Consider the following 19,983-nt stretch of genomic DNA (forward strand, 5'->3'; position numbering starts at 1 on the left):
CATGTCGGTCGCTGAGGTTCCTTGATCGTCTCCCGAAAGCAGATGTTCGGCTTGGGCGGTATGACGACCGGGTCTAGCCCGAAGCGGGCACTCCCTTTTGCGAGCGCAATGCTTTAGGATGGTCTATTGGCGTCGACTGCGTCGCAATCGATGCCCGGAGGATTGACAAACTATCCGGTCGGACCGCAGAGCGGAGGGTGTTCCTTGACAGGTGCCCGAGTAGACGGGCGCTTAGCGGCGATCATGGCGACTGACATAGTCGGTTTTTTGCGAATGATCGACGCGGATGAGGCCGCGACTCTTTCGTCGTTCAAGGCGTTGCGGGCTGATATCGTCGATCCCATACTCGCAGAATATAAGGGCCGTATCGTCAAGCTGATGGGCGACGGAAGCTTGGTCGAGTTCAACTCGGTCGTCGATGCCGTGGCGTGCGCGGTAGCAATGCAGAAAGGCGTCGCCGTACATCAAGCGGGCAGCGCTCCTGATCGGCGCATCGTCCTTCGGATCGGGATCAACCTGGGCGATGTGGTGGTCGAAGGGACGATCTCTTCGGCGACGGCGTGAACGTTGCGGCACGGCTGGAGCAGCTCTCCCCGCCTGGCGGCGTGGTCCTCTCTGGCACCGCCTACGATCAGATGAAAGGCAAAATCAGCCTGCCGCTCGACAATATGGGCGAGCAACGGGTCAAGAACATTTCTGACCCAGTGCGGACCTATAGCGTTAGAATGGACGGGGCGCCGCGGGCCAGGAAGCTGCATGCGCGCCGCCGTCGCCAATGGCTGCCAATGGTCGCGATGGCCGGCGTTTTGCTCGCAGTTGCGGCAGCCGGAACCTGGTGGCTGAGGCCGACTGATAACGCCATTGACAAGCCAGCTATAGCAGTTTTGCCCTTCGACAACATTGGTGGCGACGAATCCTCGGGGAGGCTNATAACGCCATTGACAAGCCAGCTATAGCAGTTTTGCCCTTCGACAACATTGGTGGCGACGAATCCTCGGGGAGGTTAGCCGACGGCATAACCGAGGACCTCATCACCGATCTTGCTGACTTTTATGTAATTGCTCGAAATTCCACTGCGGTCTACGCTGGAAAGCCGATCGACGTCCGTCAGGTCGGCGCTGATCTGAAAGTGCGATATATGCTTGAAGGCTCCGTCCAACGCGCAGCCGATCAAATCCGCGTCACCGCCCAGCTTATCGACGCTAAAACAGGCGTCCATATCTGGTCCGATCGCTGGGATCGACCGTCGGAGGATGTGTTTGCGCTCCAGACGGAAATCGTGAAGCAGGCTGCCAGCCGCCTCGGCGGCACCGGGGCGATCATGGAGGCTGAGCACAGGGCAGCACAGCGCAAGCGGCCGGGGAACCTCAGCGCATATGAGAAGTATCTCCTCGCCCGCGAGAGGCTCATGGCGCCGACCAAGGAGGGAACTGACGAGGCCATTGGGCTGTTCAAGCAAGTGCTTGACGAGGACCCTAAGCTTGCCCGCGCGTGGGCGGATCTTGCATGGGCCTATGATCACACGACTTGGTTCGGGGCTGACTACGCAACGGCTCACCCGCTCGCATTGGAGGCGGCGCAGCGGGCGGTGGACATGGATCCTATGGACGGCGCGGCTCATGCTGTCTTGGCCAACCAAATCCTGTATGATGGGGACTACGGACGCGGAAAGGCGGAACTCGACACCGCGCTGCGTCTAAATCCCGGCTCAGCCAATATCCTGATCCTGGCCGCCAGCTGGGCGAGCACGTTCGGCGACCCTGAACGCGGCGGCGAGCTTGCGGATCAGGCGATCCGACTCGACCCCAACTACCCGCCCGTCATGGCGGGGTCATTCTACATCGCCTACTTCATGGCCGAACGCTATAAAGACACCCTGCGCGTCATCGACAAGGAGCCGGTCGAGAGCCGTACCCGATTGAGCTGGGCTATTCGGGCTGCCAGTTATGCCGCGCTCGATGAGCGGGAGAAGGCGGAGGCAGCTAAAAAGGAGGCGTTGACGCATCACCCAGATTTGACCGCCGAGAGCTTTGCGAACGAGCCTGGGTTTAATGAGACAGAGCGCAAGAAGCTCGCCGAAACGATGCTTGCCGCTGGTTTTGCGGCATTGCGCTTCCTGAAAAACTTGCCAGCCTTGCAAAGCCTTTCCGTCTGCCTCAATGCGTAAAGGGCTAAGGGCAAACGACGCTTAAGCCTCCCTGGTGTCGTCTGATGCTGACGCAAAGCCGTTGGGACCAACCTGGATGAAATAGGTGGGCTTTCTAGCCCCATCATTCCGAAAGAGACGTTCCGTTTTCGGCCCAAACCGTTGGGCGACCTAGTATTTCTACTTTCGTTCTGCCTATGGTTCGCATCTCGACCTAGTGGGCAGCGCTGCGACCGAGGGCTAGAACCTGCATGCGGCAATCACACGGCGAACTCGAAGCTAGGATTGGGCATCTCACGCGGGAGCTCAACGAAGCGCTCGAACGCGAGACGGCGACCGGCGAGCTGCTTCGCGTCATCGCCTCGTCGCCAACCGATATCAAGCCGGTCCTCGACGCTGTGGCGGCGAGCGCCGCCCGTCTTTGCGATGCCTATGACGTAATCATCCGTCTCAAGAAGAACGATATGCTCCATCTCGGTGCGCATTGGGGCCCAATTGCGGTCGATGAGGCGCCGTGGCCACTGGAGCGAGACCGGGTGATGGCGCGGTCGGTGATCGATGCGAGGACCGTCCAGGTCGAAGACCTGTCCGAGGCCGGCGCCGAATTCGCGGCAGGACGGGAAAAGGCCATTCAGTACGGCTTTCGCACCATTCTGGCGACACCTCTCGTGGGGGAGGGAAGAGCGATCGGTGCGATTAGCCTGCGGCGAAGAGAGGTGAGACCGTTCAGCGACAGGCAGATCGAGGTTCTGAAGACCTTCGCCGACCAGGCCGTGATCGCTATCTCGAACGTGCGGCTGTTCGAAGAAGTTCAGGCACGGACGGCCGAACTGACCGAAGCGCTTGCTCAGCAGACTGCGACCGCCGACGTGCTCAAGGTCATCAGCCGGTCGGCCTTCGACCTTGAACCTGTATTGCAGACGCTACTCGATTCGGCGATCCGCCTGGCAGGCGGAGATATGGGCTCGATCTCACTACGCGATGGCGATCGGCTACAGGTCATGACCGGGACCGGTTGGACGGATGAACTTCGCGCTTACGAGAAGAGCCATCCACACCCGATCGGGCGTGGGACATTTCAAGGTCGAGCGGCCCTCGAAGGGGCAACCGTCCATGTGCCCGATGTGTCCCAGGATATGGAATACAAAAGGCCGGAAGCGGCGAGCATGGGCCATTTCCGCGCGGCCCTTTCGGTACCCCTCAAGCGAGGCCAAGACGTGATCGGCGTCTTCGGCATGGCGAGACGGACCGTGGGGCCGTTCTCACAACGCCAGATCGAACTGGTGGAGACCTTCGCCGATCAGGCTGCTATCGCCATCGCGAATGTGCGCCTGTTCGACGAGGTGCAGGCGCGCAATCGCGAAGTAACCGAGGCGCTGGAGCGGGAGACTGCGACGGGCGCCATACTGCGCGTCATCGCCGCGTCACCGACCGACATCCAGCCGGTCCTTGACGCCGTCGCCGAAAGCGCCGCGCGCCTCTGCGACGCCTATGACGCGACGATCTACCTGCGACGCGCCGGTCGGCTGGCGGTGGGAGCCCATCACGGGCCGATCCCCGTCGACGACACCGGCCTGCCGGTCGCCCGCGACGTGGTCACCGGCCGCGCGGTGCTCGATCGCGCGCCGGTGCATGTCCTTGATTTGCAGGAGGCCGGCAGGGAGTTTCCGGTCGGAGCCGAGTTTGCGCGACGGCTCGGATTCCGCGCAATCCTTGCGGCTCCGCTCCTGCGCGAGGAGGACGTCATCGGAGCGATAATGATCCGGCGCGCCGAGGCAAGGCCATTCACCGACAAGCAGCTCGAACTGCTGAAGACTTTCGCCGACCAGGCCGTCATCGCGATTGAGAACGTCCGCTTGTTCGAGGAAGTGCAGCAGCGGACGCGGGAGGCTACCGAGGCGCTAGAGTACCAGACGGCGACCAGCGATGTGCTTAGCGTCATCAGCCGCTCGCCCACTGATGTGCAGCCGGTGTTCAACATGATAGCGCAAAGTGCCGCCCGTCTGTGCGAAGCGCAGTTCTGCTTCGTCTACAGATATGATGGCGAGCTTCTGCATTTCGTGGCGCATCACGGCATCACCGAAGAAAGCGTTCATATAGTACGCAACACCTTTCCCGTGGCTCCTACTCGCGGCAGCGCCGCCGAACGGGCGATCCTCTATCTTGACGTGGCGCAGATCCCGGACCTCACTTTAGACAATGAATTCACGCATCGCGCCGCGGCGGCTTTTTCGGGCCTGCGCAGCGCTGTCGCCGTGCCGATGCTGCGTGACGGCCTGCCCATTGGTTGCATAGCAGTCGGGCGCGCTGAGACGGGCGTTCTTGCCGCCAAGCAAGTAGAGCTTCTGAAGACTTTCGCCGATCAAGCGGTCATCGCCATCGAGAACGTCCGCCTGTTCGACGAGGTGCAGGCGCGCACCGAGCAACTGTCGCGCTCGCTCGACGACCTGCGCAAGGCCCAAGATCGACTCGTGCAGACCGAAAAGCTCGCCTCGCTCGGCCAGCTGACCGCGGGAATAGCTCACGAGATCAAGAACCCGCTCAACTTCGTCAACAACTTCTCCTCGCTGTCCGGCGACCTTATCGTGGAGCTGCTCGAGGCGTTGCAAGGCGCGGCGCTTGACGACAAGACCCGCAAGGAGATTGACGAGTTATCGGAGATGCTGAAGGGCAATCTCGACAAGGTCGTACAGCACGGCAAGCGCGCCGACTCGATCGTCAGGAACATGCTGCTCCATTCGCGCTCGGGCTCCGGCGAGCACCGGCCGATCGACATCAATGCGGTCGTGGAGGAGAGCTTGAACCTCGCCTATCATGGCGCCCGCGCCGAGGGAAAAGGCTTCAATATCATGCTGGAACGGAATTTCGATCCGGGCGCCGGTAAGGTCGATCTCTTTCCGCAGGAGATCACCCGCGTGCTGTTGAACCTGATCTCCAACGGCTTTTACGCGACAACGAAACGGCGTGCGGCTGATGGCGAAACCGGCTACGAGCCGGTGCTGGCGGCATCGACGAAGAACCTGGGCGATGCGGTCGAGATCAGGATCCGCGACAACGGCACCGGCATCCCGCCGGAGGTGAAGGAAAAGATGTTCAACCCGTTCTTCACCACCAAGCCGGCGGGCGAGGGAACGGGGCTCGGTCTGTCGTTAAGCCACGACATCGTCGTGAAACAGCACGCTGGCACCATAGAGGTCGACACCGAGCTGGGTTCCTTCACCGAATTCCGCATCGTTTTGCCGCGCAGCGCCGCAACGCTCGCCAAAGCTGGAGGAAGCGCTTGAGTCTGCTCATCCTGATCGTCGACGACGAACCCGACATCGAGCTGCTTTTCCGGCAGCAGTTCCGGCGCGACCTGAGAGCCGGGCGCTTCGACATGGCATTCGCGCTTTCGGCGCTGCACGCTCTCAGGGTGATCGAGGCGGCGGAAAGTGCCTCGCTGATCCTCATCCTATCGGACATCAACATGCCGGGCATGAGCGGCCTCGAGCTCCTGCCGAAAGCGAAGGCGTTGCGTCCCGATGTGCCCGTGATTATGATCACCGCATATGGCGACGCCGAGACCAAGCGGAAGGCGCTCGAAAACGGCGCCGAGGCGCTGTTGACGAAGCCCCTCGATTTTGTTGCGCTGCGCGGCGAGATCGACGCCCGCGTCGGGCTCGCGGCGTGACGGCGCTGATCCTCGTCGTCGACGACGAGCCGGACTTGGAGCCGCTCGTCCTGCAAAAGTTCCGCCGCCAGATCCGCGACGGCGACGTGAGCTTTATCTTTGCCCGCGATGGCGTCGAGGCGCTGGACGTGATCGCCGCCAATCCCGGAATCGAAATGGTCGTTGCCGACATCAACATGCCGCGCATGGACGGGCTGTCGCTGCTTGCGAAGCTCCAGGACGCCGAGGAGCGTTTGTCGACCATCATCGTGTCGGCCTACGGCGACATGGCTAACATCCGCACGGCAATGAACCGCGGAGCCTTTGATTTCCTTATGAAGCCGATCGATTTCGCCGACTTGGAGACGACTATCGCCAAGACGCTGAGGCACCTTGCACTTCTGCGCGACGCGCGGGGCAAGCAGGTGGCGGCCGAGCGCGCGCACGCCTCGCTGTCGCGCTACTTCTCGCCCAATCTCGCCGAGCGGCTCGCCAACGACGCTGGCGAGCTTGCCGGGCGGCGACGCGAGGTGGCGTCGCTGTTTACTGACATCGCCGGATTCACTGCGCTTGCGGAAACGCTCGACCCGGCGGTACTGGGCGAACTGCTAAACGTGTACCTCGCCGGCATGACTGACATCGTTTTCCACCACGAGGGCACGGTGGCCAAGATCGTGGGGGACGCACTGCATGTGCTCTTCGGCGCGCCGGGCGAGCAGCCCGACCATGCCCCCCGCGCCGTCGCCTGCGCGCTTGACCTCGACGACTTTTCGGAAGACTTCCGCGCCGGCTGGCGCGCCAGGGGCGTGGCGCTCGGCCCCACCCGTATCGGCGCCCACGCCGGGCCGGCGATCGTCGGCAATTTCGGCGGCGCCCGCTTCTTCGACTACACGGCCTATGGAGACACGATCAACATCGCGGCGCGGCTGGAAGCCGCCAACAAACAACTCGGCACCCGTATTTGCGTGAGCGAGAGCGTCGCGAGGCAAGTTATGAATTTCCGAGGGCGGCCGGTGGGTGACCTCGTGTTGAGAGGACGAACGGAGTCGCTGCGCGCTTACGAGCCACTAAGGCCTGAGCAATGCGACGACCTCGCGACGAAGGATTACCTGGCCGCCTTCGCTAAGCTGGAAGCCGGCGACCCTAGTGCGGTCACCTCGTTCGCTGCTGAAGTAGGCAGGCGCGCAGGGGACCAGCTTGCGAGCTTCCATTTGAAGCGCTTGCTGAACGGGGCAACAGGTCCGCGGATCAACATGGATTGATCGATTCGATGTTTAACGCCCGCTTCCTCTCCCTTCTATTTCTGAGGCTCGTTCCCAATTCTGCAATACGTGGACGGCACCGGCGGGCGCGTCGATCGTAGGATGGCTCGCAATGTAACATCCTTGACCATCGATAAGCGACGGCCTCGGGTTCCTGCAGCCCGTCCGACTTGGGTGAGCTTCGGGCGGCCGCCCCTTCAGGCGAATTTCTGCCTTTCCATCTTGGCTGCGCAAAGCGGACTGGCAGCCTTCGGCCCCGAAGCTGCCGGACGGCAATGCGCCTCATGCCTGCCGTTCCGTCGGGTTGGATCGTGCTCTGAAAGCAGATGAGGTGGATGGCTCCCGCTCCCGGCATCTGAGTGCCACAGTGGGTTTGCTGTCAGGCAACCCGAGCGAAGGAGCCATCCGCCATGCAGATTACCACCGTGGGCCTCGATCTGGCCAAGCGCATTTTTCAAGTTCACGCCGTGGACGCGTCTGGAGACGTTGTTGTGCGCAAGGCACTGCGCCGATCGCAAGTTCTGCCGTTCTTCGTCAAGCTACCGCGCTGCCTGATCGGGATCGAGGCCTGCGGGACGTCACATCACTGGGCTCGAGAACTGACGGAGCTCGGCCATGAGGTCCGCTTGATGCCGCCGAGCTACGTGAAGCCTTATGTGAAGCGCGGCAAGAATGATGCGGTGGACGCGGAAGCGATCTGCGAAGCGGTGACACGCCCGACCATGCGCTTCGTGGCGATGAAGTCGGCCGAGCAACAGGCGGCCCTGTCGCTTCACCGCACACGCAATCTTCTGGTCAAGCAGCGCACGCAACTCGTGAACATGATCCGCGGCTTGTTGGCTGAGTTCGGCATCGACATTCCCCAAGGTTTGGAGCGGGCGCTCAGGCTGGCGCACCAGATCGCCGCGAAGGAAGCGAGGCCGGAAGTGCCGGCAATGGCAACGCAGGTTCTCGGTCTCCTGTGCGGGCAGGTGCTCGACACCCATGTTCGTCTCCAGGCGATCGACCGTTCGATCAGTGCCCTCCAACGAACCGACGACGTCGCACGACGCTTGTCGACGATCCCCGGTATCGGTCCGGTAGGGGCTACAGCGTTGGCTGCATCCGTTGCCGATCCGGGACAGTTCCGCTCGGGTCGAGAGTTCGCCGCCTGGCTTGGGCTGACACCTTCGCAAAACTCGAGCGGCGGAAAGGACCGTCTCGGGCACATCACCAAGATGGGCGACCGGTATCTGAGAAAGCTCCTGGTGATCGGCGCGACCTCTCTGATCCGACGGGCAAGGCATAAGCCCGAGGCTGCGGATCCGCGCCTCCTCGCGTTGCTCGCCAGGAAGCCAGCGCGCGTGGCAAGCGTAGCCATGGCAAACAAGATGGCCCGCGTGGTGTGGGCGATCATGGCGCGCGGCGAAACCTATCAAGCTCGCCATGCCGCGAGCCTTGCGGCGTAAGGTTCGAAGAGATGAAATTTTAAGGGCCGAGAACAGTTCGAGCCGATCGATCGGCTCCATGAGGTTGTGAGAGCGACGCGATGTGATGGCGAGACCGGTCAGGCCGGGAACAGGGACAACCCGTCGAATGTCCGAGGCATCATAGCCTGATAAGCAGATTGGGACCCAGTTCGCCGACCCCATCAGGGCCAGCAGTCTCGAATGGCTGCATCAAAAGGCCGGACAGAAGACTGCACCCGACCAACGCGCCATAATGTCGAATTACCTCTTGCATCGCGGGAGCCATCCACAGAGGACATTTGCCCGGCTCGGTATTCAGAATGGTTTGCGGTTTGCTTAAACCACAATGGGCCCACTATGCTTGATAAGATGGTAGCCCGAATGACTTGAGCAGCTTCGCCGGAGCTCATGGTTGAAGCGGAATAATCGCTCCCTCCGGCAGCCTTGCTTTCAGCCATACACCTACAACAAAGTTGTCCGGCCCGCAGGGGGATTTTGGCCAATATGCATGTTTGCGTAACAGCGCGTTGTGCGCTCCAATGGAGCACAGGCTCTGCGACGCGGCCGGCCCATAGCGTTTGGCGCCGGTTGAACGGAAAAGAAACCATTCAGGATCAGACTGCTGGTTTCGACACGCCTGTTCGAATCGTCGGAACAAATGGTGCTAGTCGCGCTAGCGCAAAATGCCCCAATGGCGGAACCATCCATGAAAAGCCTGACGATACGTCACCGCATACTCGTGAGTTTCGCTGCCATCCTGGTAGTCATGTGCGTGATAGGTGTGATCACGTACGTATGGTTTCTTCAGACGCAGCAGGAAGCGACCGAGGTCGAAAAGGGCATCCTCCCAGATCTCTATCACAGCACAGAGATCATGATGGGTCAGATAACGGCTCATAGCCTGCTTCAGGAATATGCCCTTCAGGACAATCCGACGGACAAAAGCGTGGTTGAAAGCACCATCGTGGGCAATCGCGACCGCGTACAGCGGTTGATGGACGACTATGAACGAACCATCTTTTCGGATGTCGACAAGCAGAACTACGCCGTCGTCAAAGACCTCGCCAACCAATTTCGTCAGGCAGAAACTGCTGTGCTGGATGCAAGCCGGGCTGCCTTGTCAAAAGGTGAAGCCCCCAATGAACGCCCGGCCATCAAGAACACCGTCGAGCCGATTTTTCTGAAATTGCAGTCTGCCCTGCAAGCGATGGTTGATGATCACAGAGGCGAGGCAGACAGCGCGACGCAACGGATCAGTGAGATCGTCAACACGGCAGAAGTGGGTTTGGCATTTGGCTTGCTTGTAGCCCTCGGGTTGGCCTTTCTTTGCGGGTATTTCCTGTTCCGCGCCATTACTGGGCCGCTCACCCGCCTGGTCGATGCCGTTCAGTTGATGCGGCAAGGCGACTTCAGCGGCCGGCTCAACGTCGGGCGCCGGGACGAGTTCAGCATGCTTGCTGATGGCTTCAATGCAATGGCGGACGATCTCACCACGCTTATTGGCCAGATTCAGAAATCCAGCATCCAGGTCAACACTTCCATCACCGGAATTGCCGCCACCTCCAAGCAACAACAGGCGACTGCAACTGAAATCGCAGCGACCACTACGGAAATCCGCGCGACGGCAAAGGAGATCTCCGCCACGTCGAACGAGCTCGTCCGCACGATGAACGAGGTCTCGGCGGTCGCCGAGCAAACGGCAGCGGTCGCCGGCGGCGGACAGGCGGGACTGACCCGCATGGAAGCGACCATGCAGCAGGTGATGGACGCGGCCAGCGCCATCAATTCCAAGCTCGCGATCCTGAGCGAGAAGGCTGGCGGCATCAATCAGGTGGTGACGACCATCACCAAGGTGGCCGATCAGACAAACCTGCTTTCCCTTAATGCGTCGATCGAAGCCGAGAAGGCGGGCCAATATGGTCGCGGTTTTGCAGTGGTGGCGACCGAAATTCGAAGGCTCGCCGATCAGACGGCCGTTTCCACTTACGACATTGAGCAGATGGTCAAGGATATCCAGTCGGCAGTAGCGGCTGGTGTTATGGGGATGGACAAGTTTTCCGAGCAGGTCCGTCGCGGCATGCAGGAGGTTCAGCAGGTTGGCGGGCAACTCTTCGAAATCATTCAACAGGTGCAAGGCCTGGTGCCGCGCTTCGAAGTTGCCAATGAGGGCATGCAAGCTCAGGCTACCGGTGCAGGGCAGATCAGCGATACGCTGACACAGCTGAGCGATGCGGCTCAGCAAACAGTCGAGTCGCTTCAACAATCCACGCTCGCGATCGACGACCTCAATCAAGTTTCGGGCGGGCTGCGAAGCAGCATTTCCAGGTTCAAGTTGAGAGCATAGCTGAGCTGCTACCCGGAGGTGATAATGCTATTTCTCGCCTTCAACATGGGACATGACCTCTACCTACTTGATGTTCATCAGGTTGAAGAAGTTTTGCCGTACGTCGCCGCTAAAGGACTCCCAGGTGCGCCAACCGGGGTGATCGGCCTTGTCGATTATCGCGGCGCGCCGATCCCGCTGATCGATATCACTCTTCTTGCGCTTGGCCGCCCGTCGGTTCCGGTGCTGAGCACGCGAATGGTTGTAACGCGCTATTCCTCGCTGGATGGCGAGCAGCGCCTGCTAGCTATGCTGGCAGAGCGAGTCACGGATACGCTCGAGCGAGATCCTTCCGAATTCGCACCGTTTGGACTCGAGCCAGGAACTCCGCCTTATCTCGGTCCGGTGGCCTCGGACGAAGAAGGACTTACACAGTGGGTCAAGGTCGAGGCACTGCTTTCAGAAGAAATTCGTGCCGCACTACTGTGCCAGGTAGCGATGAGTGAATGATGTCCGATCCAGTAGAAAGGCTTCTGAAGGAAACCATCGGACTGGACACCGCCAGCGTTGGCCCGACAGTCGTCCGTCAATCGGTCCGAGAGCGGATGACTGCATGCGGGATAACCAACCCTGAGACCTATTGGCGGCTCTTGACGGGTTCCCCACAAGAACTGCAGGAACTGATTAATGCCGTCGTGGTCCCGGAGACCTGGTTCTTTCGCGATCGGGAAGCGTTCACGGCCTTGGCGCAGCATGCACGCATGCACAGGCGCGCCAACCAGCCCATAAAAATCTTGAGCCTGCCATGTTCAACGGGCGAAGAGCCTTATTCGGTCGCCATGGCGATGTTCGATGCTGGATTTGGAGCGCAAGAGTTCAAAATCGATGCGGTGGACATCAGCACCCGCAATCTTGCGATCGCCGAGCGCGCCGTCTACGGACGAAATTCGTTTCGCGGCAGTTACCTCGAATTCAAAGATCGCTATTTCGAACCGGCGGAAGGCGGGCACCAGGTTAATCCTGCGGTGTTGAAACAGGTTCGGTTCAGAGCCGGAAACCTGTTCGATTCTCGAGCGTCCTTTGGGGCCGAGGTTTATGATGTTCTCCTCTGTCGTAATTTGCTGATCTATTTTGATCGAGAGCTGCAGGATCGCGCGCTGGTTTCCCTTAAAGCCCTCCTCGCCAGCGATGGACTTCTGCTTGTCGGTCCTGCGGAATCGGCTCTTCCGAGGCTGCATGCTTTCACGTCCGCTGAATGGCCGATGGCGTTTGCCTTCCTGAAGTCAGGCACGGTTCAGGTCGTGGCCCAGACCGTTCCTGTCTCCAATTCAACACTGCCCCCCTCGGTGCCCAAGCCTTTGAAGAGCAAGATTGTTCCCCCGGTGGGCAGACAAGGGCACTTGCAAACCACGGCCCAGATGCTTGTTCAGATCACGGAGAGCCTTGCAACGATTGAGCGGATCGCGAATGCGGGACGGGTCAAGGAGGCACAGGAAGTCGCTCTGTCGCATCTCAAGCAATTCGGTCCTTCAGCGGAAATTTTCTACCTGCTGGGCCTCGCTCAGGATGCAGAGGGGGCTGCTCCCGAAGCGGTCCAGAACTATCGGAAGGCGCTCTACCTCGCACCGAACCATCGGGAGGCTCTTGCCCATCTTGCTCTGCTGCTCCGTAAGCAAGGTGACCACCATGGTGCCGAGGCGCTGACCGATCGGCTGGGTCGGATCCAAACGAGGAGCGGCACCTGATGTCAGCTCCGACAACGTTCGCACGCCCGGTGGAAGACATTGAAATTAACGACTGCTGGCGGCGGATAGGCGTCCGAGGTGACAAGTCTTGTCCCGAACTGGAGAAGCATCTCCATTGCCGCAATTGCCCCACTTACAAAAAGATAGCCCGGGGGCTGTTGGATCGCGCCGAGTCGTCGGACTATCGCGACGAACGGGCTAGAAATACCGGCCGCGAGATCAGTTCGACAGCCGAAGCCGGCGCGTTTCGGACAGCGGTCCTGTTCCGTCTGGGAGAGGAATGGCTGGCACTCCCAGCTAGTATTTTTCACGAAGTGGCCGAACCCCGTTCGATCCATTCGCTTCCACACCGCAGGAACAGCGCAGTGCTTGGCATCACCAATGTCCGCGGCGAGTTGCTTATTTGCCTGTCCCTGGCTGAACTGCTTGACATCGATGAGAGCCAGAACGGGGAACAAGGTAGACAAACCAAGAGTTTCCGTCGCCTGGTCGTGGTGGGTGAGCGCGACAAGCGAGTCGCTTTCATGGTCGACGAAATCCACGGCATATATCGCTACAGCGAAAATCAAACGCTCACTCCGCCAAGATCAGTTGGCAAAGCGGTCTTGTCCGCCATCGTTGCTGTGCTTCCATGGCAGGGGCGAACGGTTGGGTGTCTCGACGGAGGTCAACTGCTCGCGATGGTGGATCGGAGCATCGCATGACCGATGAGGATTTCAGTCAGGTTTCTATGTTGAGCCTGTTCCGGGCTGAACTGGAAACGCAGTCTCAAGCTTTGATTTCTGGCCTACTGGCGCTCGAACGCGATCCGATATCTGCCGACGCATTGGAAGGCTGCATGCGAGCAGCGCATTCCCTTAAAGGAGCTGCCCGTATCATCGATCTGATGCCAGCGGTCAAGGTTGCGCATGCAATGGAGGAGTGTCTGGTTGCCGCGCAACGTGGGCATCTCAGGCTGCGCCGGGAGCACGTCGACACGCTTCTACAAGGCATCGACATTCTTAAGTTGATAGCGTCGAACCCGACTTCGAACGATGGAGGCACAAACTCTGAAGTTGCCAGCTTCCTGGAGACGTTCAAGAAAGTACCCTTGTCTGACGGCGTACCCCTGGAACGCAATCTTGCAGATGATTTCACACTGCCAAGTGACGTCCAGGAAGACCTGGCAAGGTCATCTTCAGCAAGCCTTCTCGTTCGGCCGGAACCTCAGACTGATGGCAGTGGCGTGGGCTCTGAGCGAATGGTTCGGGTTACGGCGGACAGTTTGAACCGATTGCTCGGTCTGGCCGGCGAGTCCCTGATGGAGGCTCGGCGTCTCAGGCCATTCACCAACGGGTTGCTCCGATTGAAGAGACTGCAGTCGGACCTTGCAACCGCCTTCGATGATGTTCGCATGAAGCTGCCGTCGATGGACGAGGGATTGGCCCAAGCGCTTACTGAGGCGCAGCACAAACTTCGGCTGAGCGAAGTGTTCCTGGGAGCGCGCCTGGATGAGCTGGATTCGATAGACCGAAAGGCCACTGACCTCGCCAATCGACTCTATGACGAAACATTGGCGAGCCGGATGCGTCCGTTTGAAGACGGCGTGCGGCGTTATGCGAGAATGGCTCGTGACCTCGGCCGTACGCTTGGCAAGAAAGTGCGACTGGAGATCGTTGGCGGTTCAACCGGCATCGACCGTGATATTCTTGACCAGCTTGATGCACCTCTGGGGCATCTTCTCCGCAACGCTGTCGACCACGGATTGGAGTCGCCTGAAGAGCGTCTCGCGATCGGCAAAACCGAAGAAGGTCTCATAAGGCTGGAAGCGAGACACAATGCTGGCCTGCTGCAGATCTCTGTTGTGGACGATGGGAGGGGGATCGACCTCCAAAAACTGCGTGAGACCATCGTGACCCGACAGCTTGCAACGGCGCCAACCGTTGCAACGCTCAGCGAGGCGGAACTACTGGCGTTTCTGTTCCTTCCGGGTTTTTCAATGAAAGCGGATGTTACGGAGATTTCTGGCCGTGGCGTGGGGCTTGATGCAGTTCAGGCGATGACGAAGGAGGTCCGGGGCATCGCAACAGTCTCCTCAGAAATCGGCATCGGAACGCGGTTCCAATTGCAGCTGCCGCTGACGTTGTCAGTGCTCCGCACACTGCTCGTCGACATCGACGCAGAGCCCTATGCATTCCCACTCGCCGCGATTTCCAAGACAGTAAAGTTGAAACGCGCGGACATCGAACTCCTGCAGGGGCGGGCGCATTTTCGCTTCAACGACCGACAAATCGGACTGGTTACAGCACGCGAGGTGCTGAACCGTAGTGAGACTCTCCTGGAACAGGATGATATGTCTGTCGTCGTGCTCGGTGGAAATCAGGGCGAAGCATATGGCCTGATTGTTGATCGTTTCCTCGGAGAACGTGAGTTGGTGATCCGTCCTCTCGATCCTCGTTTTGCCAAGATCAAAGATATCAGCGCGGCGGCGCTCATGGAGGATGGTTCGCCGGTATTGATCCTCGACGTCGATGATTTAATTCGATCTGTGGAGAAGCTTGCCTCATCGGGCGGGCTACGAAGTCTTCGGCGAACTGCGGCCGACGCCGACGCTCGGAGGCGCAAGCGCGTGCTTGTGATCGACGATTCACTGACGGTCCGCGAACTTGAGCGCAAGCTGCTGGGCAATTACGGCTACGATGTCGAGGTCGCAGTTGACGGGATGGACGGGTGGAACGTCGTCCGATCGGGTCCCTTCGATCTTGTGGTGACTGACATCGACATGCCTCGCATGGACGGCATCGAACTGGTGAGCTTGATCAGAAATGATGCCCAGCTCAAGAACACACCGATCATGATCGTTTCTTACAAGGATCGGGAGGAAGATCGCACGCGCGGTCTTGATGCGGGCGCGGATTACTACTTGACCAAAGGAAGCTTTCACGACGAGGCGCTTATCCATGCNTCGACGATTCACTGACGGTCCGCGAACTTGAGCGCAAGCTGCTGGGCAATTACGGCTACGATGTCGAAGTCGCAGTTGACGGGATGGACGGGTGGAACGTCGTCCGATCTGGTCCCTTCGATCTTGTGGTGACTGACATCGACATGCCTCGCATGGACGGCATCGAACTGGTGAGCTTGATCAGAAATGATGCCCAGCTCAAGAACACGCCGATCATGATCGTTTCTTACAAGGATCGGGAGGAAGATCGCACGCGCGGTCTTGATGCGGGCGCGGATTACTACTTGACCAAAGGAAGCTTTCACGACGAGGCGCTTATCCATGCAGTTGTCGACCTGATCGGCGAGGCGACGACATGAGACCAGACATGCGGGCCAGCAAATGAGGATCGGCATCGTCAACGACCTGCCGATGGCCGTTGAGCTTCTCCGGCGGCTCGTCATTTCGAACATGGAACATCAGGTCGCCTGGATCGCGACCAACGGGCGTGAGGCAGTCGAAGCCTGCAGACGCGACCTCCCGGATCTCGTGCTTATGGACCTGACGATGCCGGAGATGGACGGCGTGGAAGCAACACGCAGGATTATGGCGGAGACACCCTGCATGATCCTGCTGGTGACAGCCAGCATCGAAGCGAACGTGCCCGGCGTCTATGAAGCGATGGGCCACGGCGCGCTTGACGCGGTCGATATCCCGTCGATCGGTATCGACGGCAAAGCATCATCGCAGTCCGCACGGCTTCTAGCCAATAAGATAGCGACAATGGGCAAGCTGGTCCGAGACGCACCATCGACGTCGAACGGGAGGATATCAAATGCGGCTCCCTCATCGTCTGGACACCTAATCGCGATCGGTGCCTCCGCGGGCGGGCCTGCTGCTGTTGCCACCGTCCTGAGCGCATTTCCCAGTGACTTTGTGGGCGCGATTGTGCTCGTCCAGCACCTCGATGCTCAGTTCGTTCCAGGCTTGGCCAATTGGCTAGGGCAGCATACCGCCCTTCCAATTCGTGCAGCTCGGGAAAGAGATGTGCCTCAAGCAGGTGCTGTTCTCATCGCCAGCAGCGCGGATCATCTGGTTTTCAAATCAGCCCAGCACCTCGGATACACGTCCAGCCCAAGGGACAATGTCTACCGACCGTCGGTTGATGTGTTTTTCGAAAGCGCGGCACAGTGGTGGCCAGGCTTGGTGATAGGTGTCTTGCTCACAGGAATGGGAAGGGACGGTGCCCGCGGTCTGAGACAACTTCGCGACAAGGGACATCTCACAATTGCGCAAGACAAAGAAACTAGCGCTGTTTATGGCATGCCCAAAGCCGCCGCTGCGATCGACGCGGCTATTGATATCCTTCCTCTAGGCTTGATCNGTGCCCGCGGTCTGAGACAACTTCGCGACAAGGGACATCTCACAATTGCGCAAGACAAAGAAACTAGCGCCGTTTATGGCATGCCCAAAGCCGCCGCTGCGATCGACGCGGCTATTGATATCCTTCCTCTAGGCTTGATCGGCTCACGTATTATCGAGGCCTGCGAGCGATCTACGTGGAAAGGCACCTTGGTATGACGCAAGAACCGGAACTGGTCCCGCCGCTCCCGGAGAATTATTCGTCGATGGTTCTCCTAGTCGATGATCAAATCATGGTCTGCGAGGCCGTCAGACGCGCTCTCGTCAACGAGCTGGACATCGCTTTCCACTTTTGCACCGATCCATTGAAAGCGATGGCGGTTGCGGACGAGGTCAGGCCAACGGTTATCCTGCAGGATCTCGTCATGCCGGGAATGGATGGGCTGAATCTGGTACGGGAATATAGGAAGAATTCTTCGACACAAGCTGTGCCGGTTATCGTGCTNTATCGCGCACTGCGGGAAAGCCAGAGACAGCTGATCAGCGCAAATCTCGAACTTGAGCGTCTGACGCGGATCGATGGCTTAACCGGTCTCGGCAACAGGCGCTACTTCGACGAGTACCTCGGCGCTGAGTGGAAACGCGCCCTGCGCGCGCAGACGCCCTTGTCGTTGCTGATGATCGATGCGGACAATTTCAAGCGCTACAATGATGCCTATGGCCATATGGCTGGCGATGATGTGCTCAAGCAAATTGCCCACGCGATCCAAAGTGGCGCCGGCCGTTCGACCGATCTGGCTGCGCGGTACGGTGGGGAGGAGTTCGTCGTCGTCCTGGTAGATGCCTCCCTGGCGCAAGCGAGCGCAATCGCAGAGCGGCTCGTCCAGGGCGTACGAGATTTGAAAATATCCCACGGCACTGGGCACGTGACCATCAGCGTCGGCGTCGCTAAAACGGTACCCACTGAGAATGAGACCCCACATGATCTCGTAAAAGCCGCTGATCTGGCACTTTTCCGTGCAAAGTCGGGGGGACGAGATCGCGTGGTGGTCGATGGTGTGTGACGTTTCGCGCAACATTTTCCGCCACATGACTTGGCGTTTCATGGACGCCGCGGACGTTTAGTTGTCAAATCCCATCGGGACGCAACCGACTGAATTTGAGTCTCAAGCGGAACGGCAGACTTCTCGCCGTTTTTAGCCCAAAGCTGCCGGTCCGCTTTTGATGCGGTGGACGGCTCTCCACCCCTTTCGGCTATAGTCGCGGGGGCTAGAGCTGGAGGAGATCTGCCATGGGCATTGCTACGACGATTGGTCTGGATATCGCCAAGTCGGTCTTTCAAGTGCACGGTGTGGATGCGGCTGGCGAGGTTGTCATCCGGAGGAAGCTGACCCGTGGGCGGGTCCTGGGGTTGTTCGAGAATCTGCCCCGATGCCTCGTCGGGATCGAGGCATGCAGTTCCTCGCATTATTGGGCTAGAGAACTGATTGCCCGAGGCAATGATGTGCGGCTGCTTCCTGCGCGGTATTTGAAGGCCTAGTTGAAGCGGGAGAAGAACGATGCGGCCGATGCTAAGGCCATCTGCCGTGACCCGGCCGAGGCGCCTGCTTTCCACGTTGAAGGGCTCTTTCAAGATGGCGAGGCCATACCGGAGCCGTCATCGATCGAGCAAGTGCTTGCCGGTGGAGGTCGGGGCGCTCTCACCACAATTGCAGTCCCATTGTAGATCGGCCGGTAACGCCCGCCCATCTTTGTGATTTGGACACCACGGTCTTCAACGGGCGAGAAACCTTGATTGACTTCGTGAGAAGTCACGCCGCCGTTTCGCCGCAATGCGCCAGCACTTGGGCGAAAGCGCCCCTGTTTTCAGTCTGTTGTCAGTTCCCGGCGCTTCAGAGGAGTTCTCGTGATGATCATCAAGAAGGCCATCCTGGCAGTGCTTATCACCGCAGCCCTTGCCGGCTGCGAAACGCAGACCGAGGGCCAGCAACGGGCCACCACCGGCGCGCTCGTCGGCGGCGCTGGCGGGGCGCTGCTTGGCCAGGCGATCGGCGGCAACACCAAGAGCACCGTGATCGGCGCCGCCAGCGGCGCCTTGCTCGGCGCGGTCGTTGGCTCGGCCACCACCCCGCAGCGCCGCGAAGATCAGCAATGCCGCTACCAGGACCGCTACGGCCGCATCTATATCGCGCCCTGCGACGACCGGTATTACAACGGCAATTATTGATTAGCTTCCGAGTGAGGGAGCCGGCGCGCAATGCCGGCACTCACGCCGTCATTCTTGTGTACGGTATGCCCGATACGACACTCTGAAGTGTCTGCATGGAATCTCTAATCGCGCTGGAAGCGGTAAGTCTGCATGCGGCTCACGAGCTTCCAGCCCGCCGATCGTTTTCTCTTCGGCCAATCAAGGCCGAGGAGAAATAATATGGGTTACTCTCAATACGATGCTGCCAGTCACGGTCGCGCTGCCTGGAATGCTGGCAAGAAAGTGGGGACGAAGCGACCCCTTACAAAAAAACAGATCTGCGCGATCCGCTTCTTCCTTGACCCCGAGAGGCGCGTTCGTGATCGTGCTCTTTTCGATCTGGCAATCGACAGCAAACTTCGCTGCTGCGACGTGGTTAAGATCAAGATTGGCGATCTGGCCGCGGGCTCGGAGATTCGGACGCGTGCGACTGTCGTGCAGCAGAAGACAGGTCGCCCGGTTCAATTCGAGCTAACAAGCGACGTGCGGGCCTTCTAGCTTGGCTCGAGAGGCGTGGCGGTACAGTCGACGACCATGCGTTTCCAAGTCGGATTGACCGTGCGCGCCACATGAGTACGAGGCAATACGCCCGCCTCATCGATGAGTGGGTGACCGCAATAGGTCTCCGGCGGGCGGAATATGGCACGCACTCGCTGCGACGAACAAAGGCGTCAATGATCTAACAAGGCGACGGGTAACCTGCGCGCTATACAGATCCTGCTTGGCCATACCAAGATCGAGAGTACTGTTCGCTATCTCGGTGTCGACCTCGAGGATGCGCTGACCTTGGCTGAACGAACCGAAATCTGACATTGGAGCGGTCATCCTTGCAATCTTGGGTGGCCGTTTCCAGCGCAAAGTTCTTCTGCCGCCACAT

At 59.5% G+C, this 19,983-nt stretch carries 16 protein-coding genes and 2 pseudogenes; all 18 read left to right on the forward strand.

Going from position 1 to position 19,983, the window contains the following annotated elements:
* Positions 1-273 precede the first annotated feature (273 nt).
* The 18 genes and pseudogenes from X742_RS1000000176830 to X742_RS01000000170910 all read left to right on the forward strand — a co-directional run bounded on the left by X742_RS1000000176830 (position 274) and on the right by X742_RS01000000170910 (position 19,916).
* Positions 274-564, forward strand: coding sequence for an adenylate/guanylate cyclase domain-containing protein (locus tag X742_RS1000000176830; RefSeq protein WP_023775194.1), 291 nt, complete (start codon positions 274-276; stop codon positions 562-564).
* Positions 561-956: a hypothetical protein gene (locus X742_RS1000000176835; protein WP_023775195.1), complete on the forward strand. Its 396-nt coding sequence runs from the start codon at positions 561-563 to the stop codon at positions 954-956. Before X742_RS1000000176830 ends, X742_RS1000000176835 begins: the two co-directional genes overlap by 4 nt.
* 5 nt (positions 957-961) lie before the next feature.
* Positions 962-2,167 (forward strand): hypothetical protein, encoded by a 1,206-nt coding sequence (locus tag X742_RS1000000176840; protein ID WP_023775196.1) that lies wholly within the window; start codon positions 962-964, stop codon positions 2,165-2,167.
* 230 nt (positions 2,168-2,397) lie between these two features.
* A complete protein-coding gene (locus tag X742_RS141985; RefSeq protein ID WP_023775197.1) occupies positions 2,398-5,430 on the forward strand; it encodes a GAF domain-containing protein in 3,033 nt (1,010 codons plus the stop codon).
* A complete protein-coding gene (locus tag X742_RS141980; RefSeq protein ID WP_023775198.1) occupies positions 5,427-5,816 on the forward strand; it encodes a response regulator in 390 nt (129 codons plus the stop codon). The genes X742_RS141985 and X742_RS141980 overlap by 4 nt, the downstream gene beginning before the upstream one ends.
* Positions 5,813-7,057 (forward strand): adenylate/guanylate cyclase domain-containing protein, encoded by a 1,245-nt coding sequence (locus X742_RS141975; RefSeq protein WP_023775199.1) that lies wholly within the window; start codon positions 5,813-5,815, stop codon positions 7,055-7,057. Before X742_RS141980 ends, X742_RS141975 begins: the two co-directional genes overlap by 4 nt.
* A gap of 410 nt (positions 7,058-7,467) precedes the next feature.
* Positions 7,468-8,505 (forward strand): IS110 family transposase, encoded by a 1,038-nt coding sequence (locus X742_RS141970; RefSeq protein ID WP_023775200.1) that lies wholly within the window; start codon positions 7,468-7,470, stop codon positions 8,503-8,505.
* 706 nt (positions 8,506-9,211) lie between these two features.
* Positions 9,212-10,849, forward strand: coding sequence for a methyl-accepting chemotaxis protein (locus X742_RS141965; RefSeq protein ID WP_031248639.1), 1,638 nt, complete (start codon positions 9,212-9,214; stop codon positions 10,847-10,849).
* A 24-nt stretch (positions 10,850-10,873) separates the two neighbouring features.
* Positions 10,874-11,338 carry a chemotaxis protein CheW gene (locus X742_RS141960; protein ID WP_023775202.1) on the forward strand — a complete coding sequence of 155 codons (465 nt, stop codon included), beginning with the start codon at positions 10,874-10,876 and terminating at the stop codon, positions 11,336-11,338.
* Entirely contained in the window at positions 11,338-12,573 is a 1,236-nt protein-coding gene (locus tag X742_RS141955) for a CheR family methyltransferase (RefSeq protein WP_031248642.1), read from the forward strand. The genes X742_RS141960 and X742_RS141955 overlap by 1 nt, the downstream gene beginning before the upstream one ends.
* Positions 12,573-13,277 carry a chemotaxis protein CheW gene (locus X742_RS1000000173350; RefSeq protein WP_084569685.1) on the forward strand — a complete coding sequence of 235 codons (705 nt, stop codon included), beginning with the start codon at positions 12,573-12,575 and terminating at the stop codon, positions 13,275-13,277. Before X742_RS141955 ends, X742_RS1000000173350 begins: the two co-directional genes overlap by 1 nt.
* The gene (locus X742_RS141945) at positions 13,274-15,532 is read left to right on the forward strand and encodes a hybrid sensor histidine kinase/response regulator (RefSeq protein WP_023775205.1); all 2,259 of its coding nucleotides are present in this window, start codon (positions 13,274-13,276) and stop codon (positions 15,530-15,532) included. Before X742_RS1000000173350 ends, X742_RS141945 begins: the two co-directional genes overlap by 4 nt.
* Before the next feature lie 26 nt (positions 15,533-15,558).
* The gene (locus X742_RS141940) at positions 15,559-15,876 is read left to right on the forward strand and encodes a response regulator (RefSeq protein ID WP_245275648.1); all 318 of its coding nucleotides are present in this window, start codon (positions 15,559-15,561) and stop codon (positions 15,874-15,876) included.
* A gap of 22 nt (positions 15,877-15,898) precedes the next feature.
* Complete coding sequence (locus tag X742_RS141935) at positions 15,899-17,077, forward strand: chemotaxis response regulator protein-glutamate methylesterase (protein ID WP_023775207.1); 1,179 nt, start codon at positions 15,899-15,901, stop codon at positions 17,075-17,077.
* The gene (locus X742_RS141930) at positions 17,074-17,922 is read left to right on the forward strand and encodes a diguanylate cyclase (RefSeq protein ID WP_023775208.1); all 849 of its coding nucleotides are present in this window, start codon (positions 17,074-17,076) and stop codon (positions 17,920-17,922) included. The genes X742_RS141935 and X742_RS141930 overlap by 4 nt, the downstream gene beginning before the upstream one ends.
* Positions 17,923-18,149: 227 nt before the next feature.
* Positions 18,150-18,395: pseudogene (locus X742_RS01000000170905) on the forward strand (IS110 family transposase); the annotation flags it as partial.
* A gap of 372 nt (positions 18,396-18,767) precedes the next feature.
* Positions 18,768-19,085 carry a YMGG-like glycine zipper-containing protein gene (locus tag X742_RS141925; RefSeq protein ID WP_023775211.1) on the forward strand — a complete coding sequence of 106 codons (318 nt, stop codon included), beginning with the start codon at positions 18,768-18,770 and terminating at the stop codon, positions 19,083-19,085.
* A 201-nt stretch (positions 19,086-19,286) separates the two neighbouring features.
* Positions 19,287-19,916: pseudogene (locus tag X742_RS01000000170910) on the forward strand (tyrosine-type recombinase/integrase).
* Positions 19,917-19,983 lie beyond the last annotated feature (67 nt).

The organism is Mesorhizobium sp. LNHC229A00, from assembly GCF_000502415.1.
Lineage (GTDB): Bacteria > Pseudomonadota > Alphaproteobacteria > Rhizobiales > Rhizobiaceae > Mesorhizobium.